The organism is Exiguobacterium sp. SH5S4 (assembly GCF_004337045.1).
GTDB lineage: Bacteria > Bacillota > Bacilli > Exiguobacteriales > Exiguobacteriaceae > Exiguobacterium > Exiguobacterium aurantiacum_A.
The window spans coordinates 22,283-39,536 of sequence record NZ_SJUQ01000026.1; the positions used below are offsets into that span (position 1 = coordinate 22,283).

The 17,254-nt window shown below is 52.8% G+C and carries 20 protein-coding genes, 1 tRNA gene and 1 riboswitch; of the genes, 11 read left to right on the forward strand and 10 right to left on the reverse strand.

The window, feature by feature from the left end:
* Positions 1–50: 50 nt before the first annotated feature.
* Together putP and EVJ32_RS13140 are read right to left on the reverse strand one after the other, a co-directional pair.
* Positions 51–1,538 (reverse strand): sodium/proline symporter PutP, encoded by a 1,488-nt coding sequence (gene putP, locus EVJ32_RS13135; RefSeq protein ID WP_131458721.1) that lies wholly within the window; start codon positions 1,536–1,538, stop codon positions 51–53.
* Positions 1,539–1,665: 127 nt separating this feature from the next.
* Complete coding sequence (locus EVJ32_RS13140) at positions 1,666–2,223, reverse strand: DNA-3-methyladenine glycosylase I (RefSeq protein ID WP_131458722.1); 558 nt, start codon at positions 2,221–2,223, stop codon at positions 1,666–1,668.
* Between the two features lie 103 nt (positions 2,224–2,326).
* Between EVJ32_RS13140 and EVJ32_RS13145 the strand changes: the two genes are divergently transcribed.
* Positions 2,327–2,947, forward strand: a complete 621-nt coding sequence (locus EVJ32_RS13145) for a DedA family protein (protein ID WP_131458723.1) — start codon at positions 2,327–2,329, stop codon at positions 2,945–2,947.
* A 37-nt stretch (positions 2,948–2,984) separates the two neighbouring features.
* Here the strand turns inward: EVJ32_RS13145 and EVJ32_RS13150 are convergent, their stop codons facing one another.
* Genes EVJ32_RS13150 through EVJ32_RS13160 form a run of 3 tightly spaced genes read right to left on the reverse strand, consistent with a single transcriptional unit; the run spans position 2,985 to position 5,052 of the window.
* On the reverse strand, positions 2,985–3,395 hold the full coding sequence (locus EVJ32_RS13150; RefSeq protein ID WP_131458724.1) for an arsenate reductase ArsC: 411 nt from the start codon (positions 3,393–3,395) through the stop codon (positions 2,985–2,987).
* Between the two features lie 6 nt (positions 3,396–3,401).
* Complete coding sequence (locus EVJ32_RS13155; RefSeq protein ID WP_131458725.1) at positions 3,402–4,595, reverse strand: cation:proton antiporter; 1,194 nt, start codon at positions 4,593–4,595, stop codon at positions 3,402–3,404.
* A 37-nt stretch (positions 4,596–4,632) separates the two neighbouring features.
* Positions 4,633–5,052 carry a GNAT family N-acetyltransferase gene (locus EVJ32_RS13160; protein ID WP_070327182.1) on the reverse strand — a complete coding sequence of 140 codons (420 nt, stop codon included), beginning with the start codon at positions 5,050–5,052 and terminating at the stop codon, positions 4,633–4,635.
* 121 nt (positions 5,053–5,173) lie between these two features.
* On the opposite strand from EVJ32_RS13160, the gene EVJ32_RS13165 reads away from it, so the two are divergent.
* The 5 genes from EVJ32_RS13165 to EVJ32_RS13185 all read left to right on the forward strand — a co-directional run bounded on the left by EVJ32_RS13165 (position 5,174) and on the right by EVJ32_RS13185 (position 9,813).
* Entirely contained in the window at positions 5,174–5,731 is a 558-nt protein-coding gene (locus tag EVJ32_RS13165; RefSeq protein ID WP_131458726.1) for a glycerol-3-phosphate responsive antiterminator, read from the forward strand.
* Between the two features lie 38 nt (positions 5,732–5,769).
* Positions 5,770–6,474 (forward strand): SDR family NAD(P)-dependent oxidoreductase, encoded by a 705-nt coding sequence (locus EVJ32_RS13170; protein WP_131458727.1) that lies wholly within the window; start codon positions 5,770–5,772, stop codon positions 6,472–6,474.
* A gap of 115 nt (positions 6,475–6,589) precedes the next feature.
* Positions 6,590–7,438, forward strand: coding sequence for an HD domain-containing protein (locus tag EVJ32_RS13175; RefSeq protein WP_131458728.1), 849 nt, complete (start codon positions 6,590–6,592; stop codon positions 7,436–7,438).
* A gap of 213 nt (positions 7,439–7,651) precedes the next feature.
* The gene (locus EVJ32_RS13180; RefSeq protein ID WP_131458729.1) at positions 7,652–8,641 is read left to right on the forward strand and encodes a sodium:calcium antiporter; all 990 of its coding nucleotides are present in this window, start codon (positions 7,652–7,654) and stop codon (positions 8,639–8,641) included.
* A 110-nt stretch (positions 8,642–8,751) separates the two neighbouring features.
* Positions 8,752–9,813, forward strand: a complete 1,062-nt coding sequence (locus EVJ32_RS13185; protein ID WP_131458730.1) for a bifunctional glycosyltransferase family 2/GtrA family protein — start codon at positions 8,752–8,754, stop codon at positions 9,811–9,813.
* Between the two features lie 27 nt (positions 9,814–9,840).
* Here the strand turns inward: EVJ32_RS13185 and EVJ32_RS13190 are convergent, their stop codons facing one another.
* The 3 genes from EVJ32_RS13190 to EVJ32_RS13200 all read right to left on the reverse strand — a co-directional run bounded on the left by EVJ32_RS13190 (position 9,841) and on the right by EVJ32_RS13200 (position 10,996).
* Entirely contained in the window at positions 9,841–10,407 is a 567-nt protein-coding gene (locus EVJ32_RS13190) for a 3'-5' exonuclease (protein WP_131458731.1), read from the reverse strand.
* A gap of 67 nt (positions 10,408–10,474) precedes the next feature.
* Entirely contained in the window at positions 10,475–10,807 is a 333-nt protein-coding gene (locus EVJ32_RS13195) for a four-helix bundle copper-binding protein (RefSeq protein WP_131458732.1), read from the reverse strand.
* Positions 10,808–10,923: 116 nt separating this feature from the next.
* Positions 10,924–10,996: transfer RNA gene (locus EVJ32_RS13200), tRNA-Ala, on the reverse strand.
* A gap of 142 nt (positions 10,997–11,138) precedes the next feature.
* Here EVJ32_RS13200 and EVJ32_RS13205 point away from each other — a divergent pair.
* Positions 11,139–12,002, forward strand: a complete 864-nt coding sequence (locus EVJ32_RS13205; protein WP_131458733.1) for a GRP family sugar transporter — start codon at positions 11,139–11,141, stop codon at positions 12,000–12,002.
* A gap of 29 nt (positions 12,003–12,031) precedes the next feature.
* Here EVJ32_RS13205 and msrA read toward each other — a convergent pair whose 3' ends face one another.
* Both msrA and EVJ32_RS16310 read right to left on the reverse strand, forming a co-directional pair.
* Positions 12,032–12,550, reverse strand: coding sequence for a peptide-methionine (S)-S-oxide reductase MsrA (gene msrA, locus EVJ32_RS13210; protein WP_131458734.1), 519 nt, complete (start codon positions 12,548–12,550; stop codon positions 12,032–12,034).
* A 62-nt stretch (positions 12,551–12,612) separates the two neighbouring features.
* Positions 12,613–12,712, reverse strand: a riboswitch (SAM riboswitch).
* A 44-nt stretch (positions 12,713–12,756) separates the two neighbouring features.
* The gene (locus EVJ32_RS16310) at positions 12,757–12,918 is read right to left on the reverse strand and encodes a hypothetical protein (protein ID WP_173647367.1); all 162 of its coding nucleotides are present in this window, start codon (positions 12,916–12,918) and stop codon (positions 12,757–12,759) included.
* 120 nt (positions 12,919–13,038) lie between these two features.
* On the opposite strand from EVJ32_RS16310, the gene EVJ32_RS13215 reads away from it, so the two are divergent.
* The 4 genes from EVJ32_RS13215 to EVJ32_RS13230 all read left to right on the forward strand — a co-directional run bounded on the left by EVJ32_RS13215 (position 13,039) and on the right by EVJ32_RS13230 (position 16,888).
* A complete protein-coding gene (locus EVJ32_RS13215; RefSeq protein ID WP_131458735.1) occupies positions 13,039–14,433 on the forward strand; it encodes an amidase family protein in 1,395 nt (464 codons plus the stop codon).
* A 69-nt stretch (positions 14,434–14,502) separates the two neighbouring features.
* Entirely contained in the window at positions 14,503–15,564 is a 1,062-nt protein-coding gene (gene rlmN, locus EVJ32_RS13220; protein WP_131458736.1) for a dual-specificity RNA methyltransferase RlmN, read from the forward strand.
* A gap of 163 nt (positions 15,565–15,727) precedes the next feature.
* The gene (locus EVJ32_RS13225) at positions 15,728–16,609 is read left to right on the forward strand and encodes an SMP-30/gluconolactonase/LRE family protein (RefSeq protein ID WP_070327194.1); all 882 of its coding nucleotides are present in this window, start codon (positions 15,728–15,730) and stop codon (positions 16,607–16,609) included.
* A gap of 12 nt (positions 16,610–16,621) precedes the next feature.
* The gene (locus tag EVJ32_RS13230) at positions 16,622–16,888 is read left to right on the forward strand and encodes a hypothetical protein (RefSeq protein WP_131458737.1); all 267 of its coding nucleotides are present in this window, start codon (positions 16,622–16,624) and stop codon (positions 16,886–16,888) included.
* Positions 16,889–17,254 lie beyond the last annotated feature (366 nt).

The following is a 17,254-nucleotide window of genomic DNA, read 5'->3' on the forward strand; positions in this document are numbered from 1 at the left end:
ACGACAGACAAAAAAGTACCGGGGTAGTGGATCCCGGTACTTTGTGCGGTTCAGATGCCTTCTTTTTTCAATATGTGCTCCATCTGTTCAAACTCGTTCGTGATTGTCGTGCTCGGTGGCGGTGTCATCAAGCTAACGACATAGATGGCAAGCGCCGATAAGAAGAACGCTGGAACCATCTCATACAGTTCACCGACGGTCCCGAACCAGTCGCTGGCGAAGTTCTTCCAGACGATGACGATGAACGCGCCCGTCAACATGCCGGCGAGTGCGCCTTGGCGCGTCGTCCGCTTCCAAAACAAGCTGAACAAGATGAGCGGACCGAACGAGGAACCAAAACCGGCCCAAGCGTAGCCGACGAGGTTCAAGATCGTATCATCGGCACCGAAGGCGAGCCAAATCGAGACGACCGAGACGAGAATGACGGTGATCCGGCCGACCATGACGAGTTCACGGTCACCTGCCTGTTTGCGGAAAAACTTCTGATAGAAATCGGTCGTCGCCGCACTAGACGAGACGAGCAACTGCGACGAGATGGTCGACATGATGGCGGCAAGCAGTGCCGCGAGTAACACGCCCGTGATCAAGTCGATGAATAATAGGTCTGATAGATTGATGAAAATATTTTCTGGATTGTCGATCTCAAGTCCTTGCTGCGTGTAGTAGGCGAGACCGATCAATCCGGTCGCCATCGCCCCGACGACGGTGAAAAGCATCCACGAGATGCCGATCCGGCGGGCCGTCTTAATATCTTGTAATTTTTTGATGGCCATAAAGCGGACGATGATATGTGGTTGTCCGAAGTAACCGAGCCCCCAGGCGAATAAAGACACGATCCCGATGAACGATTGGCCCGTCCACGGATCGAGCAGCGCCGAATCGATATCACCGATCGTTTGGAGCGCGTTCGAGACGCCATCGGTCGCCGTGATCGCGATCGCCGGGACGAAAATGAGCGCGAACAACATGATCAGTCCTTGGACGAAGTCCGTCCAACTGACAGCGAGGAACCCGCCGATGAACGTATAGAGGATGATGATCGACGCTAAAATCAAGACGCCCGTCACAAATTCGATGCCGAAGACGGCGTTGAACAACCGGCCGCCGGCCACGAAGCCGCTCGTCGCGTACAGTGTGAAGAAAATCAAGGTGACGGCGGCTGAGAACGTCCGCAGTGTGCCCCGAGAATCTTTGAACCGCTTCTCGAAGAAGTCTGGGATCGTGATCGCATCCTCCGACAAATATGAATACGTGCGTAAACGCGGGGCGACGAGGAGCCAGTTCAAGTAGGCGCCGATCGTCAACCCGATGACGATCCACCCACTCGAGAGGCCGGTCGCGAACATGGCGCCCGGCAAGCCCATCAGTAGCCAACCGCTCATGTCAGATGCCCCGGCCGACAAGGCGGCGACGCCTGGACCGAGCCCTCGTCCTCCGAGCATATAGTCGCCGATGCTCTCTGTCCGGCGATAGGCGACGACGCCGAGTACGACCATGAGCACCATGTAAATCGTTATGGAAACTAAAATCCCGTTCATGTAACAGCCCCCTCATTCAGTTGTGAAAACGTTTTCAAAATCTATATCTTATACCTTGACAAGATTTTGTCACAAAATTGAATCGGCTGCACGTTTATTTTTCGTCATTGACTAAAATAACAAAAAATCATTTAGCGGGGCAGTTGATCAGATGGTCGTTGACGAGACCGGTCGCTTGCAGATGGGCGTAAACGGTCGTCGGGCCGAGAAATTTAAAGCCGCGTCGTTTCAAGTCTGTGCTCAAGCGATGCGATAGCTCCGTCGTCGCCGGAACCTCTTCGACCGACGTCCAGTCGTTGTTGATGACGCTCCCGTCGACGAACGACCAGATGTACGCATCGAATGTACCGAACTCGTGCTGGATCTCGAGAAATCGTTTGGCGTTGTTGATCGACGCTTCAATCTTGCGGCGATTACGGACGATGCCATCGTTTGACAGCAGCCGTTCGACGTCGACATCAGTATAGTCGGCGACGCGCGTGACATCGAAATCGGCATACGCGCGCCGATAGTTCTCACGCTTCCGTAAGATGGTGATCCAGCTGAGCCCTGCCTGCGCGCTCTCGAGCGTCAAACATTCAAAGTGTTTTTTGTCATCATGAACCGGCTTGCCCCATTCCTCGTCATGATACCGAACGTAGTCCGGGTCTGTGCCGCACCAAGGGCAGCGTGTTGTCTCTTCCATGTCGGTTCAACTCCTTGTCGTTGTCGATTCATTTTAGCACGTCGGAACGATTGCCGACGTTCATGGACGGGTATAATACGTCATATTGGAGGTCGATGGATTTATGCGAGATTGGATGATCAGTATCATTGAACAATACGGTTATTTCGGCATCGCGTTCATGATCTTTATCGAGAACGTGTTCCCGCCGATCCCGTCAGAGGTCGTCTTGCTGTTCGGTGGGTTCTTTGCTGTCAAAACAAATTTGATCGTCTGGGTCGTCGTCTTGGCGGCGACAGTGGGCGCCATTTTAGGAGCGGTCTTGTTGTATGGGATTGGAGTGTATTTAGACGTCGAACAGATCGAACGGTGGACGAAACGGCACGGGAAGTGGATTCGACTCGATATCGATGACGTCCGAAAAGCGGACGCGTGGTTTGACCGCTATGGCGGCTGGATGGTCTTTTTTGGTCGGCTGATGCCGGTCGTTCGGAGTTTGATCTCACTGCCGGCTGGTATGTCGAACATGCCGTTCCTTAAATTTTTGCTGTTGAGCACGGCCGGAACGTTGATCTGGAATTCGATTCTGATTTATATCGGAATTCGGGTCGGGGAGAACTGGGAATCGATCTTAGACTATCTCGACGTGTATTCATACGTGATGTACGCGCTTCTCGTCATCGCGATCATCGCTTTCGTCGTGTGGCGGAAGCGGAAACGGTCAAACAAAGCGTCATCGTTTTGACGGCGACTAAAAAACGGGTCCTCCTAAGAGGGCCCGTTTATTGATGAAGTTCAGGATGGTCGTTCAGAATCTGTACGCGCAACTGCTTCATCTTCGTGATGATTTGCGAACGTGTCTCCCGGAACGCTTCGATCGGCTGACCGGAAGGGTCATCGAGCCCCCAGTCGTCCCGATATGTCGTCGGTACGTACGGACACTCGACCCCGCAACCCATCGTGATCAAATAGTCGAGCCGGTCCGGAATCTCGTCAAGCCGTTTCGGATGTTGTCCCGACGGATCAAGACCGATCTCCCGGACGGCCTCGAGTGCGAGCGGCTTTACTTCCGGATAATCTTCCGTGCCGGCTGAATGGACGCGGGCGATATCTCCGAGCACATCGCGTCCGATTGCCTCTGCCATTTGAGAGCGGCATGAATTATGAATACATACGAATGCAACTTCAACCATGAGTTTTCAGTCTCCTTTATCGGTTTGGTCAGATTTTCTATCGGTTTCCTCGGGCAAGACTCTTTTGAGCGTCTGCTCCATCTTCGCTGCTAAACTTTCAGAGAAGCGGAACAAGACGATGCCGATGATGGCGGAAACGAAAATGTATAACCCGACGAACAAGTTGATGGCCCCGTTCGAGAGGGCGGTGAAAAGAATCGAGAATTCGCCTCGAGGTGCGAGCGAGAAACCGGCCTCGTTCGCTTGAATCCGCGTCAAGCCGTACAGCCTGCCGCCGACACGCCCGACGATCCACTTCGACAGCACGCCCCAGACGATCAACACAAAGAAGAGAGTGTTGATGATCACTCCTTGCTCGAGGTTGATTGAGATTCCGAATGAGATGAAAAAAATCGGTAAGAATAAGTCGCGGACCGGCACGGTCAGACGTTTTAACGGTCTGACGTCGTGAATGCCGGCCAACATGATTCCGGCGATGAACGCCCCGAGTATCTCCGATAATCCGAATATCATGCCGATGCCCGCGAAGAACAAGATCAAGCCGATCAAGCCGATGCTCGCATCGTCCTGAAGTAGCATATGCTTCGCGATCTTCGGTTGTTTCGTGACGAAGCGTGAGCCGACAAATAACAAAACACCGAACACGAGAAAACCGACGAACACTTTGCCGATGTCAGAGAAAGCGATCGGTTCGTCTTGAATGATGAACGGAGCGACGGTCAAGATGAGCGGTGCGAAGATGTCTTCAAAGATGAGCAAGGCGAGCACGAATTCTTTAATATCTTCGTGCTTGTCCGTGTTCCGTTCGAGCAACCGGGCAGAGATGGACGAGCTCGTCGCATAAAGGACGGCCCCGATCAAGAAAGCTTGCGAAAAATCGAGCCCGAACAGCAAAGCGATGCCGATGGTGACACCGAACGCGAGCGCGATGTCTAAAACGCCTGCTTTCCACACTTGTTTCATCCGCTTGACGAGCTCTGTTAACGGGAACTTCAGTCCGAGCAAGAAAAACAATAAGATGATCCCGATCTCACCGGCGACCTTGAACACTTCGTTCCCATCCCAGAAGAAGCCGACGGCGACCCCAATCGCGATAAATGCCAATATACTCGGGAAGAAAAATCGCTCGAAGATGAGGCTAAGAACGGAGATGACGGTCAGTCCTAAACCGAGTAAAATGATAATATTCAATAAATCCATACGTCACCCCTTTGTGACTAGTCGCCGTCCGCGGCGACTAGTCTTGATTCCACTGATATTCCATGCCGACCGATTCCGGCCGCGAGTAGTCAAAACCGAAATGTTTGTACAGCCCGTCGGCCGGGATATCGGCAATTAAGCTGATGATGGCCGTTTCGTCCGCTTCTTTCAAGATCCAGTCCATCAAATGTTCCATAATCAGCTTCCCGAGCCCAAGGCCTTGGCAATCCGGGTCGACGACGATATCGGCCAGATGGAATACCATCCCCCCGTCCCCGACGACGCGACCCATGCCGACCATCTCATCGTTTCTATATAAGCACACACCGAATAGCGTGTTGGCCAGTCCTTTGATTGTCCCTTTGTCTGAACGCTTTGGCATTCCCGCCTTGACCCTGAGCTGTTGATGTTGCTCCGGTGTCGGTGTTTCAATCCTTACCTCGACTTCGTTTACCATAAGATGAGTCCCCCTCCACACAAGTTGTAATCGTTTTCCCGCTATATTGAATTCATAAACCTTGATTTCATAAAGCCTTTGTCCGAATAATGAAAGAAAATGGAAAGGGTGTGGCGGCTAAATGTTTGAGAACCAATCGATTTTGCCCGCGCTTCGTGATATGCGAGATGTGGAAATTTTTCTAAAAAGTGAATTCGCCATCGGCGTCTTGCTCGAGATCCACATATCGCGTCTCGATGCGGTCTTTCAGTTGCTTGAGACGCACGGCAAGCAGGTCTTCGTCCATCTCGACTTGATCCAAGGATTGAAGGCCGACGAGTTCGCGACCGAATATATTTGTCAGTCGTATAAACCGTACGGTATCATCTCGACGAAAGGAAATGTGATCCTAAAAGCGAAACAAAAACATGTCAAGACGGTGCAACGCCTATTTTTGATTGATTCGAGCTCGCTCGAAAAAAGCTATCGGTTAATCAATCGGACGCAACCTGATTATATCGAGGTCTTGCCGGGACTCGTCCCTAAGTACATCCGGCTCGTCAAAGAACAGACGGGGATCCCGGTGTTCGCGGGCGGCTTGATTTCGTCGCTTGACGAAGTTGAGCAAGCACTCGCGGCCGGAGCGACGGTCGCGACGACGTCCGATCAAGCACTTTGGCGTGCGGCAGGACTTAAGTAAGCACATTCCGGGTAAATGATGTCGAGGAGGGATAGAAGATGAAACAGACAATGATCATTACAGGAGTCAGTCAAGGGATTGGTTACGCGCTCGCGCATCATTTTGCGGAGTCTTATCGCGTCATCGGACTCGACATCGGAGAGGACCCGTTGCTTCGTGATGTGACGTTCATGCAGATGGATTTAGGCAACCATGAGGACGTGTCCAACACTTTCAAGAAGATTGGACAAGACTTTGGTGTCGCGCATATTCTCATCAATAATGGGGGCGTGTCGTCACTTGAGACCCCGATCGAAGAGTTGGACGTCGAGACGTTTAAACATGTCATCGATGTCAACCTTGTCGGGACGTTTGCTTGTTCAAAAGCATTTTTGACGCTAAATAAAGGCGCGGAGTATGGACGCATCATCAATCTCGCTTCGACGCGTGCGCACCAAAACGAACCGGACTGGGAAGCGTACGGAGCGTCAAAAGGTGGGATTGTCGCATTGACCAATTCGATGGCCGTCTCGCTCGCGGCTCGACCGGTCACGGTGAACGCGATCAGCCCAGGTTGGATCCATACGTCCGACGACCCGTTGCGAGACGTCGACCATCGTCAACATCCGTCGGGCCGGGTCGGTACGACGACAGATATCGTCCGTGCCGTTACGTACTTGATCGATCCGATGAACGATTTCGTGAACGGACATAACCTCGTCGTCGATGGTGGAATGACAAAGAAAATGATTTACGAGTCTTGATGAAGTCTGCCGGTAGGACCATTACCCTATATTTTAAATGCGGATGTGAGTGATAAGTCCTAGTCATGGGTATAACAGGAAGGAGTGAGTAAACAAATTTGAAGGGGGAAACGTCGTGCACCAGCTGATCGAAGAGGCTTTACGCTTTGCGGCCGTCCGTCATGACGGGCAGTTTCGCAAAGGGACGAACATTCCGTATGTGACCCACCCGGTCGCCGTCTCGATGTTGCTCGTCGAAGACCGACAACCGATTCCGGTCGTAGCGTCCGGACTGCTCCATGACTTACTAGAAGACACGCTGACGACGGCCGAGGAGATTGAACAGGAGTTCGGACGAGAAGTCGCCCGGTTAGTCCAAGCCGTCTCGGAACCGGGGAAGCATCACTCGTGGGAAGAACGTAAGCGGATGACGATTCAGAAAGTGCACACGCTCCAGTATGATGAAGTCGCGCTTCTAGCGGCAGACAAGTTACATAATCTGCGCTCGATCCGACTCGACATTGAGCGTGAAGGCAAGCAGGTGTGGGGACGGTTCAAGCGACCGCTTCGTGATCAGTCTTGGTACTATCATGAGCTGCTCCACGCGCTCCAACCTTTCAGTCAGACGACGAGTTTGATCGATGAATTTGAGATCGAGTTGAATTTGCTGTTCTACGGTGTCGAAGAAGGCCGTGACGAGAAGTTGAACAAACTGTTCGATGTGATCGGGCATGGGTTCCACGAAGACGATTGGCTCCAAGAGTCGTCGACGCTTTGTCAAACTGCTTACGAGTTGAACGAGTCGATGCGGGAAGGCTATCGTCACGGCTCTGAAGCGGAACAGGTCGAGCTCGAGATGCTGAAAGACCAACTGCAAGCAAGCGGTCTTAGACAAGACTTGTCAATTCCCGTCTTGCAAGCAATCAACGAATTATCTTACCGGGCCGCGCTCCGGTCTGAGGACGTCATCACGTTGTTGAAGTGAAATGATTGTCAAGTGACCTTGAACGTGTTATATTCATCGTGAACATGAGAAGGGGAGTAGCGACCACGAACGTGGTCGATGGGTCGTCATTACGGTGCATGTGCACTCGGTCCATCGAGCTTCTTACCAAGTCCGCAAGACCTTTTTATGGATGCTTTTTTGGCGTCCATAAAAAGGTCTTTTTGAATTCATGAAAAGGGGAGAAAAATTTATATGGTATTTATTTACTTTATTTTGGCCGCTGCGATTACAGTGTATGCTGCCATCAAATTATCGACGTACGCTGATGTCATCAGTGAGAAGTCGACGATGAGCGGGATGCTCGTCGGGACGGTCCTGTTAGCCGGGGCGACGTCACTTCCGGAAGTGACGACGAGCGTATCCGCCGTCTTGATCAACAACCCAGATATCGCGATCGGGAACATGCTCGGTTCGAACTTGTTCAACATCTTCATTTTGGCGATGTTCGATCTATTTTATCGTCAAAAGCGGCTGTTCAATGACGCGAGTCGAGACCACCTATATACGGCCAGTCTCGGATTGATGTTGACGCTCGTCACGATGGTCGCGCTTCTGATCCGGATTGATTATACGGTACTAGGAATTGGCATTGACGCGATATTAATTGCCGTCTTGTATGCGATTGGGATTTACTATATCGGGAAGCGGCCTCAAGAGCCGACGGCCGAACGCGAAGTCGAGCAAGAAGTCGGTGCGAGTGTCACTGATACGATTTCAGTGAAACAAGCCGGCGTCGGGTTCGTTATCGCGGCACTCGTCATCATGGCGGCCGGGACGGCGCTGTCGATCACGGGTGACCAGATCGCTGTCGTCACAGGACTCGGCTCAAGCTTCGTCGGTAGTTTCTTGATTGCGGCGTCGACGTCGCTGCCTGAAGCGGTCGCGGTATTCGTCGCCTTGAAACTCGGTAACGTCAACTTGGCGTTCGGCTCGATCCTAGGGAGTAACATCTTCAACATGCTCATCATCGCCATGTCGGACGTATTTTATCAGAACGGGTCGATTTTAGCGGATGTGTCGGCATCACACTTGGTCACGGCCATCGGGATCACGATCCTATCGATTTTGGTCATGTACAGCGTGCTTCGACAAGACGTGACATCGAAAGTCAGATACGCCCTTCCTTCGGTTCTCGTCGTTTTTGTCTACGCCGTTTCTTCCTATCTCATCTTTACCGGATGAATCATCAGCTCGTTGATTTGACGTGATGGCGCAAAGCCATCACGTTTTTTTCTTGTCCCGGTATCACTTTCGTCTGACTGGGGTATAAGAGGAAAGAAGGAGGGGTGGCGATGCAAATGCATGCCGTGGAACGTTTAGACGACTATGTCGTGTTAATACCGGCCTATAACCCTGACCAGGCGCTCGTCACACTGGTCCGGGAGTTGAAAGACAAAGGGTTCGTCCATGTCATCATCGTGAACGACGGTAGTGCCGATACGTGCCGCGTCGTGTTCGATGACGTAAAGGCGGACGTCTCCGCTGTGCTCGAGCATGAACAAAACGCCGGCAAAGGCGCAGCGCTAAAGACCGGGCTCCGTCACATCGTCGACGCATATCCTGAGACGACCGGCGTGATCACCGTCGATGCGGACGGACAACATCTGCCGGCGGACGTCTGTAACCTGTACGATGAAGGGGTGAAGTGGCCGCATCATCTGATCATGGGCTGTCGTGATTTCTCGTCGCCTGCGATTCCGTTCCGGAGCCGGTTCGGCAATCAAATGACGAGATTTGTTATGTTGCTCGGCAGCGGTCTCCGGCTGAACGACACACAGACCGGACTTCGGGCGATTCCGCTCCGCTACGCCAAGCAACTGATTGATATTCCGGGCAACCGCTATGAGTTCGAGATGAACATGTTGACGTTCACGAAACGACTGCAAGTACCGATTCATCAAACACCGATCGAAACGGTATACGTTGACGAGAACGCGTCCTCGCATTTTCGTCCAGTCATCGATTCGATTCTCATTTATCGAATGTTTTTGGCCTATTCTTTATCATCAGTCGCTTCATTCTTAATGGACATCGGCGTTTACGCGTTGTTGATCTTCTTATTGAATCCATGGTTCGAATCAGTCCATGTCATCGTGGCGACGGTTTTGGCGCGCATCGTGTCTTCGTTATTCAATTATTACGTCAACCGGAAAGTCGTCTTCAAATCGAAAGCGAAGCGCTCGATGTTGAAATACTTTGGGTTGGTCGCTGTGCAGATGGCGCTGTCGGCGAGTCTCGTCTACGTGTTGTTCCTTGTGTTTCGGGACGGCGAGGTCATCCTCAAGGTCGCCGTCGACAGCGGATTGTTCGTATTGAGTTACTACGTCCAAAAGAGATGGATCTTCAAACGCTGAAAGGCCCGACAGCTGTCGGGCCTTTCGTCAATAAGCGAGCGTTCCGAGTTTGACCGACGTGTAGCGGTGCAACTCGCGCACGTCGGCGATCCCGGTCTTGACCATCATATCGCGCATGAGCAGGGCGCAGACGCGGGCGTCCTCGGCGGCATCGTGGTGGATGAACGGAACGTTCAAATGCTCGGCCATCGTGTTCAACTTATGGTTCGGTAGCCCCGGATAGAGCTTGCGGGACAACTTGACGGTACAGCCGTATTCAATCGTCGGGAAAGAGAACAAGTCGTACTTGGCGATCGCTTTTCGGAGCGCGCCTATGTCGAACGCGGCGTTATGGGCCATGACGACGTCGACGGCGTTCAGAATCGGGTAGAGCTGTTCAAGCACTTCGGGTAATGCTGGGGCGTCCCAGACGTCGCTCGGGCGAATCCCGTGGACGCGAATATTGCCTTGGTCAAAGTCTTCCTCAGGATTGACGAGCCATTGGTTCGTCTCGACGACTTCACCGTCTGTCAGTAGACTCCAACCGACAGAGCAGATGCTCCGACTGTCGCGATTGGCCGTCTCGACATCGATGGCTAGAATAGAATGTGGCATAAAAGTTCCTCTCTTCTCAAAAAATCTGTACAAAAAAAGTCTAACACAAGGTTAGACGGGAAAGCGATCATGCGGCCGAGAGATGCCGGCACGCCTCGGCGCAGCGCAAGCAAGCTTCAGAGCAACGTTGGCAATGGTCGTACAAGTGACGCCCGCATTCGACGGCACACGTATCACACACTTGCGCACAGAGCGCCGCGATCGGTCTTGTGAACGCCGAGTCGGTTTCGAGCGCGTTCAAGGTGAGCGTGGCGACTTCGGCGCATTCTTTCGTCAACCGGATGCATTCCGAGACCATCAGCAGATCTTCTTCTTGTAAACATTTCGAGAAGCAATGATTGCTCGCTCGGATACAATCGATCACGGCCAAAATCGTCTCTTCGACAGCGGCTCGGTTCATTGGAAGTCCCCCTTAAGATAAATGATGTCTTACAATCATTACCCGGTTCGTGTCGACTTAAACCGAGGCGGGGACACGAAAAAAGTCGGTCCACATCAGTGGACCGACTTAAGGAATGGAGCATAGCGGGCTCGAACCGCTGACCTCCACGCTGCCAGCGTGGCGCTCTCCCAGCTGAGCTAATGCCCCGTTGGAAATTATTATATCATTCTAATAAATGATTTGGCAACAAGAAAAACGAAAGAACTTTGAAAATCATTTTTGAAGTTTATTGGGCGCTAGAGCCGGGAAGAACAGACAGAATGTTATATTAAGAAAGCAGGTGCAACATATGGAGATGATTTTGCTGGCGCTACTGCCCGCACTCATGTGGGGGAGTATCCCGCTTATCGTATCTATTGTCGGCGGCAAGCCGATTCAACAATTGGTCGGCACGACGATCGGCGCGATGGTAATGGCGACTGTCATCGCGCTCGTCTTCAAACCAGAGTTCACGACGCTCGCGATCGTGACTGGTTTCATATCGGGTGTGTTCTGGGCGCTCGGACAATACCTTCAATTCCAGTCATTCCAAATTTTGAGCGTCTCGAAAGCGATGCCAATCAGTACAGGGATGCAGCTTGTCGGGACATCACTGTTCGGGGTCATCGTCCTTGGGGACTGGAAGACGCCGACTGAACTATGGCTCGGCTTCTCGGCCCTCGTCTTGATCATCATCGGGGCCGTCATGACGTCATATCAACAACATAAAGAATCTGACAGCAGTAGTGCTTTGAAAAAAGGGCTACTCGTGCTGCTCGTTTCGAGCATCGGTTACGTGACGTACGCCGTCCTCACCAACTACTTTGAGGTCGATGGCATCACCGCCATCCTACCGCAGTCACTCGGGATGTTCATCGCCGCGCTCTTGTTCAGTCTTCGTGAAAAAGATGTGAAAAAGTTTGATCCGAAGACGTTCAAGAACATCTTCGCCGGGCTTGCCTGGGGGATCGGGAACTTCGGGTTGTTCGTCTCGAGCGGAGAAGTCGGCATCGCCACGTCGTTCGCACTGTCTCAACTGAACGTCGTCGTCGCGACACTCGGTGGCATTTACTTGCTAAAAGAAGAAAAGACGTCGAAAGAACGCGTCTTCGTGTTTATGGGGATCGGTCTGATCGTGGTCGCCGGTTTTATGTTAGGGCTCGCGAAGAGCTAAAAAAACGACGGGTATGAGGCCCGTCGTTGTCAGCTTGTCCACGTCTGGTCGATGAACTCGTCACGGCCAGATTGTTTCCGGTCCGCTTTATAGTGGGCCGGATTTTTTTTATGATAATCTTGATGATAGTCTTCGGCCGGGTAAAAGACGTCAGCCGGTAAGATTTTCGTCACGATCGGTTGTTTGAACTTTCCGCTCGCAGCGAGCGCGTCGCGGCTCTGTTCTGCTTTCACGCGTTGTTCTTCCGTATGATAGAAGATGGCGGGCGCATATTGTTGCCCGCGGTCTTGGAACTGGCCGCCGTCGTCGGTCGGGTCAGTCTGAATCCAATACAGTTCGAGCAAGCGCTCATACGCGAACTGAGACGGATCGAACGTGATCTCGACGACCTCGTAATGACCGCTCGTGCCTGTCTTGACGTCTTTATACGTCGGATTGTCGACGTGTCCGCCCGTATAGCCGGATACGATGCCTTCGATGCCTGGCTGTTCTTCAAACGGTGTCACCATGCACCAAAAACAACCGCCTGCGAATGTAGCTTTTTCCAAAATAAAATCCCCCTCATGTTCATTCCAAAAAAAGCGCCCATGTCATCGACATGAGCGTTTTGTCATATCGTCCAAGGCGATGCCTTGCTGGAAGTAGCACCTTGCCGAAGCAGGTTGCTGTGAAGTCATAGAGCCAGGTCTCTCGTTCACTCAAGATATCGATATGTAGTTGGTGACAGCATCATATCATCTGTCTCGTTTAAACGTCAACGATTTGGTGTGCGCCGAAGTTGAAATAGCGTGGCACCAACAATCAAGATAATGAGGGCGATGGACGCAGGGAATGCCCACGGCAAATCATCCCCGAACAATTGTAGAAAGAACAGGGCGAACACGGACAGTAAAACAAGGATGTAAGAGCGGGACATGGCTACCTCCAATAACGTTTCTTCTAGTGTATCAAGTTGCACATCCAATGGCGATAAAAAGAAGGGGATTCGATGCATTCAGCGAATACCGAATAACATTGCCTATAAGGAGGGAATTGGATGCAAGACTTATTTGAACTAGACATCGAGACCGCACAGTGCGGCTATAAAGAAGGGACGTTCACGGCCCGGGACGTGACGGCCTACTATTTGACACGGATCGCTAGCTTGAACGATAAACTGAAAGCGGTCATCCAAGTGAACCCGGACGCGTTGTTCGAGGCGGAGGCGGCCGACCGTGCCTACCGACGCGGAGACCGGCTGCCACTCCTCGGTATTCCCGTTTTACTCAAGGACAACATCGAGACGGCGGGACTCATGAGGACGACTGCCGGCGCCGTGGCGCTCGAGCATCACTTTGCGGGTCGTGACGCTGAACTCGTCCGCCGCCTCCGTGAGCATGGGGCGGTCATTCTCGGCAAAACCAACTTATCGGAATGGGCCAATTTTTTGACGGAGGACATGCCGAACGGATGGAGCGGGGTCGGTGGCCAGACGCTCAATCCGTATGGTGACAATCTCGACGTCGGCGGTTCGAGCTCTGGCTCGGCGGCTGCCGTTGCGGCGAACTTGACGATGCTCGCCGTCGGCAGCGAGACGAGCGGGTCGATCATCCATCCGAGCGTCCATAACGGCATCGTCGGCATCAAACCGACGGTCGGGCTCATCAGCCGGAGTGGGATTATCCCGATTTCGCGGTCGCAAGATACGGCTGGTCCGATGGCGCGGACGCTCCGCGACGCGGTGCTCGCACTAGAAGCGATGTGCGGGGAAGACGACTCGGACCCGGCGACGACACATCTGCCGGCCGGTCCACCGTACCGGACGTGTCTCGACGAGCGTCAAGCCGTCGGCATGCGCGTCGGTTTCGTGAAGGCGGAACTGTCGGATGAAGAACAGACGCTCTATCAAGAAGCGCTGGCGTTACTCAAAGCGAGCGGGGTCGAGCTCGTCGAAGTCGACCTGCCGTCAAACGACGGACTTGACCAAGGCGACGTCCTCTACCATGAGTTCAAGCTCGGGATTGAGGCGTATTTGGCGACGACAGCGCTCCCATATGAAACGCTCAAGGACTTGATGGACTGGAACAAGCGTCACCCGGAAACGATCCCGCATGGACAAGTTACGTTCGAGAAAGCGAATCAGTTATTAGGGCGTTTGACCGAGTCGAGCTACCTAGAGCGACGCTTAGCCGACGTCCGGCACGCGAAAACGGACGGCCTCGATCGTTTATTGATGGAACAAACGCTTCACGCCCTGGCGTTGCCACACGACTTGAATTACGATATGGCGGCGAAGGCAGGGCACCCGACGGTCACGATCCCATACAAGCTCAAACAGAGCGGGGCACCTTTCGGGCTGTCATTCACGGGTACGAGCTATGCGGAACGAGACCTCATCCGCATCGCCTACGCGTTCGAACGCCACGTGACGCGTCCGATCCCGCCTATGTAAGAACGTTGCACCTGTCGCTCACGTCCGCTACAATGGTACGTATGCGGATTGAAGAAAGGACAGATTACAATGAAATCATCTATATATGGGCTGACATTTGATCAGCTGTCGGACGCTTGCGTATCTTGGGGATACAGTGCCTACCACGCCAGACAAATATGGGACTCGCTTTACATCGACCGTGTCAGACGGCTCGACGAGATCGCGGTTCGTCCCGAAGTGCGCGAACAGCTTGAGGCGAACTATGCGCTGACGACACAAGAACTGTTCGTCAAACAAGAAGCGGGTGACGGCACGGTCAAATTCTTACTTAAACTGCACGACGGGCATTATATCGAAACGGTGCTCATGCGCCATAAGTATGGACGTTCCGTCTGTGTGACGACACAAGTCGGGTGCAACATCGGCTGTAGTTTCTGTGCGAGCGGCCTCTTGAAGAAAACACGCGACTTGACGGCCGGCGAGGTCGTCGAACAGATCATGACCGTCCAACACTATTTAGACGAGGTCGGTGAAGATGACCGCGTCAGCCACATCGTCGTCATGGGAATCGGGGAGCCGTTCGATAACTTTGATAACTTGGTCGACTTCCTCCGTGTCGTCAAAGACGAGCGCGGTCTCGCGATCGCTCCTCGTAAAATCAACGTCTCGACGAGTGGGCTCGCCGACAAGATCTACAAGTTCGCGGACCTTGACCTGCGCATCAACTTGGCCCTCTCGCTGCACGCGCCAAACGATGCGCTGCGGACGAGAATCATGAAGATCAACCGGGCGTTCCCGCTCGATAAACTGATGCCGGCGATCCGTTACTACGTCGAGAAGACGAATAAACGGATCACGTTCGAGTACATCTTGCTCTCGAAAGTGAACGACTTGCCAGAACATGCCGAAGAACTCGCGGCGTTGATCAATGACATCAAAGACAAGTCTTACGTCAACTTGATCCCATACAACCCGGTCAACGAGCACATCCAGTACGAACGGAGTACGACCGAGGACATCATGGCGTTTTACGACGTCTTGAAAAAACGGGGCATCAATACGGGCGTGCGTCTCGAGCACGGGACCGATATCGATGCGGCATGCGGTCAATTACGCAGTAAACAAATGAACGTCGAAGGCGCCAAATAAACGAGCGCTCCGAATCGAAACCGATTCGGAGCGCTTTTATCGTGCCCGGGCGTATAATGCGTCAAACGAGAAATATCTTTAAACATTTTTGTGAATGATGAATAGTCCTTACCCCCTCAGGGAATAGTCTTTTGATATCAAAGCAGAGAGTGGAGGCAATTCAATGGAGACAGTAAACGCTACGTTATGGATTCGAGTCAGAAACACGCTCGGGGAAGGGCCTTGCTGGGACGCTGAACTGAAGCGGTTCTACTGGGTCGATATCGAAGGGCACGCGCTCTGGTGGTACGATGAGAAAGAAGATGAATTATCTTCGTTTGATATGGGACAGCAGGTCGGGTTTGTCGTCCCTAAAGTGACCGACGGCGTGATCGTCGGATTGAAGGATGGTATCTATGAGTGGGATGAAACGTCGAAACAACTCGATAAACTCGTCGAACTTGATGACCCGGAAGGTGTCCTTCGCTTCAACGATGGGAAAGCCGACCCGTACGGTCGTGTCTTCGCCGGGACGCTCCACTTAAAAGACGAGTCTGAGCAGGCGACGTTGTTCCGCTTGAACCGCGACGGCACGACCGAGGTCATGTTGAGCGGATTGACGTTATCGAACGGGTTGACGTGGTCACCTGACCATACGTCGTTTTACCATATCGATACGCCGACCGAGACGGTTCGCAAGTTCCCGTTCGATTTGAAAACGGGCACGCTCGGGGAAGGTGAGGTCGTCATTGATTTCAAGAATGAGGACGGGTTCCCGGACGGCATGACGTCGGATGAAGACGGCTTTTTATGGATTGCCCACTTTGCAGGCGGGCGCGTCACGCGGTGGAATCCGGAGACGGGTGAAAAAGTGCTTGAAGTCATCGTCCCGGCGCCGAACGTCACGTCGTGTAGTTTTATCGGGGATGACTTAAAACAATTGGCAATCACGACGGCACGGGAAGGCATGGACGACGAGGCGCTCGCCGCTCATCCGGATGCGGGTTCGGTCTTCAAGATCGATACGGACGTGAAAGGGATGCCACTTTATCGGTTTGGTCGTTAAGGAGGGAAGGCTATGGTGAAGCGATTGCTCGTGCGAGCGGGAATCGGATTGGCACTAGCGGCGGTGGCTCGGGTCGGGATTCAAAAGATATTGGACGACCGGGCCCGGAAAGAAGACCATACGTATCTTGAACCAAAGTGGGACGAGACGCCGAGTGTGGATGCCGATAAGGATGATGACGAGGTCGGATTGACGCAACTTGATTCGATTTACCGGGCCGATTGGCAAGCGAACACGTATCCTCGCTCTGAGGCAGAACGGAAAGCGTTAGAAGAATAACCGGTACGAAGAACATATCCAGAGCTTTTTCTTCGGCCGTCGAGGCCTCAGAAAAAGACAAATGGCCGCTAGATGGCGACCGTTTGCGTTGCTCGTTCGATGGCGCCCCGACTCCTGCAGGAAAGCAATCCAACGGAGACCCAGCAGCGACGCGAGTCGCGATGCGGCTCCGGGATTGCCTGCGGAAAGCATGGGCGCCGGAAGGACGAGCGATAACAATCATGTTAGTCAACAAGAATGAGGCTGGGACATAACTCAGTAGATTTATAAGAAAGAGGCCACCGGGAGCGACTTGTTCGCTAACGGTGGCCTCTTCTCATTTTTATGGGTTCGTTCACGCATTTCGGACTAAACAGATAGGGGCGA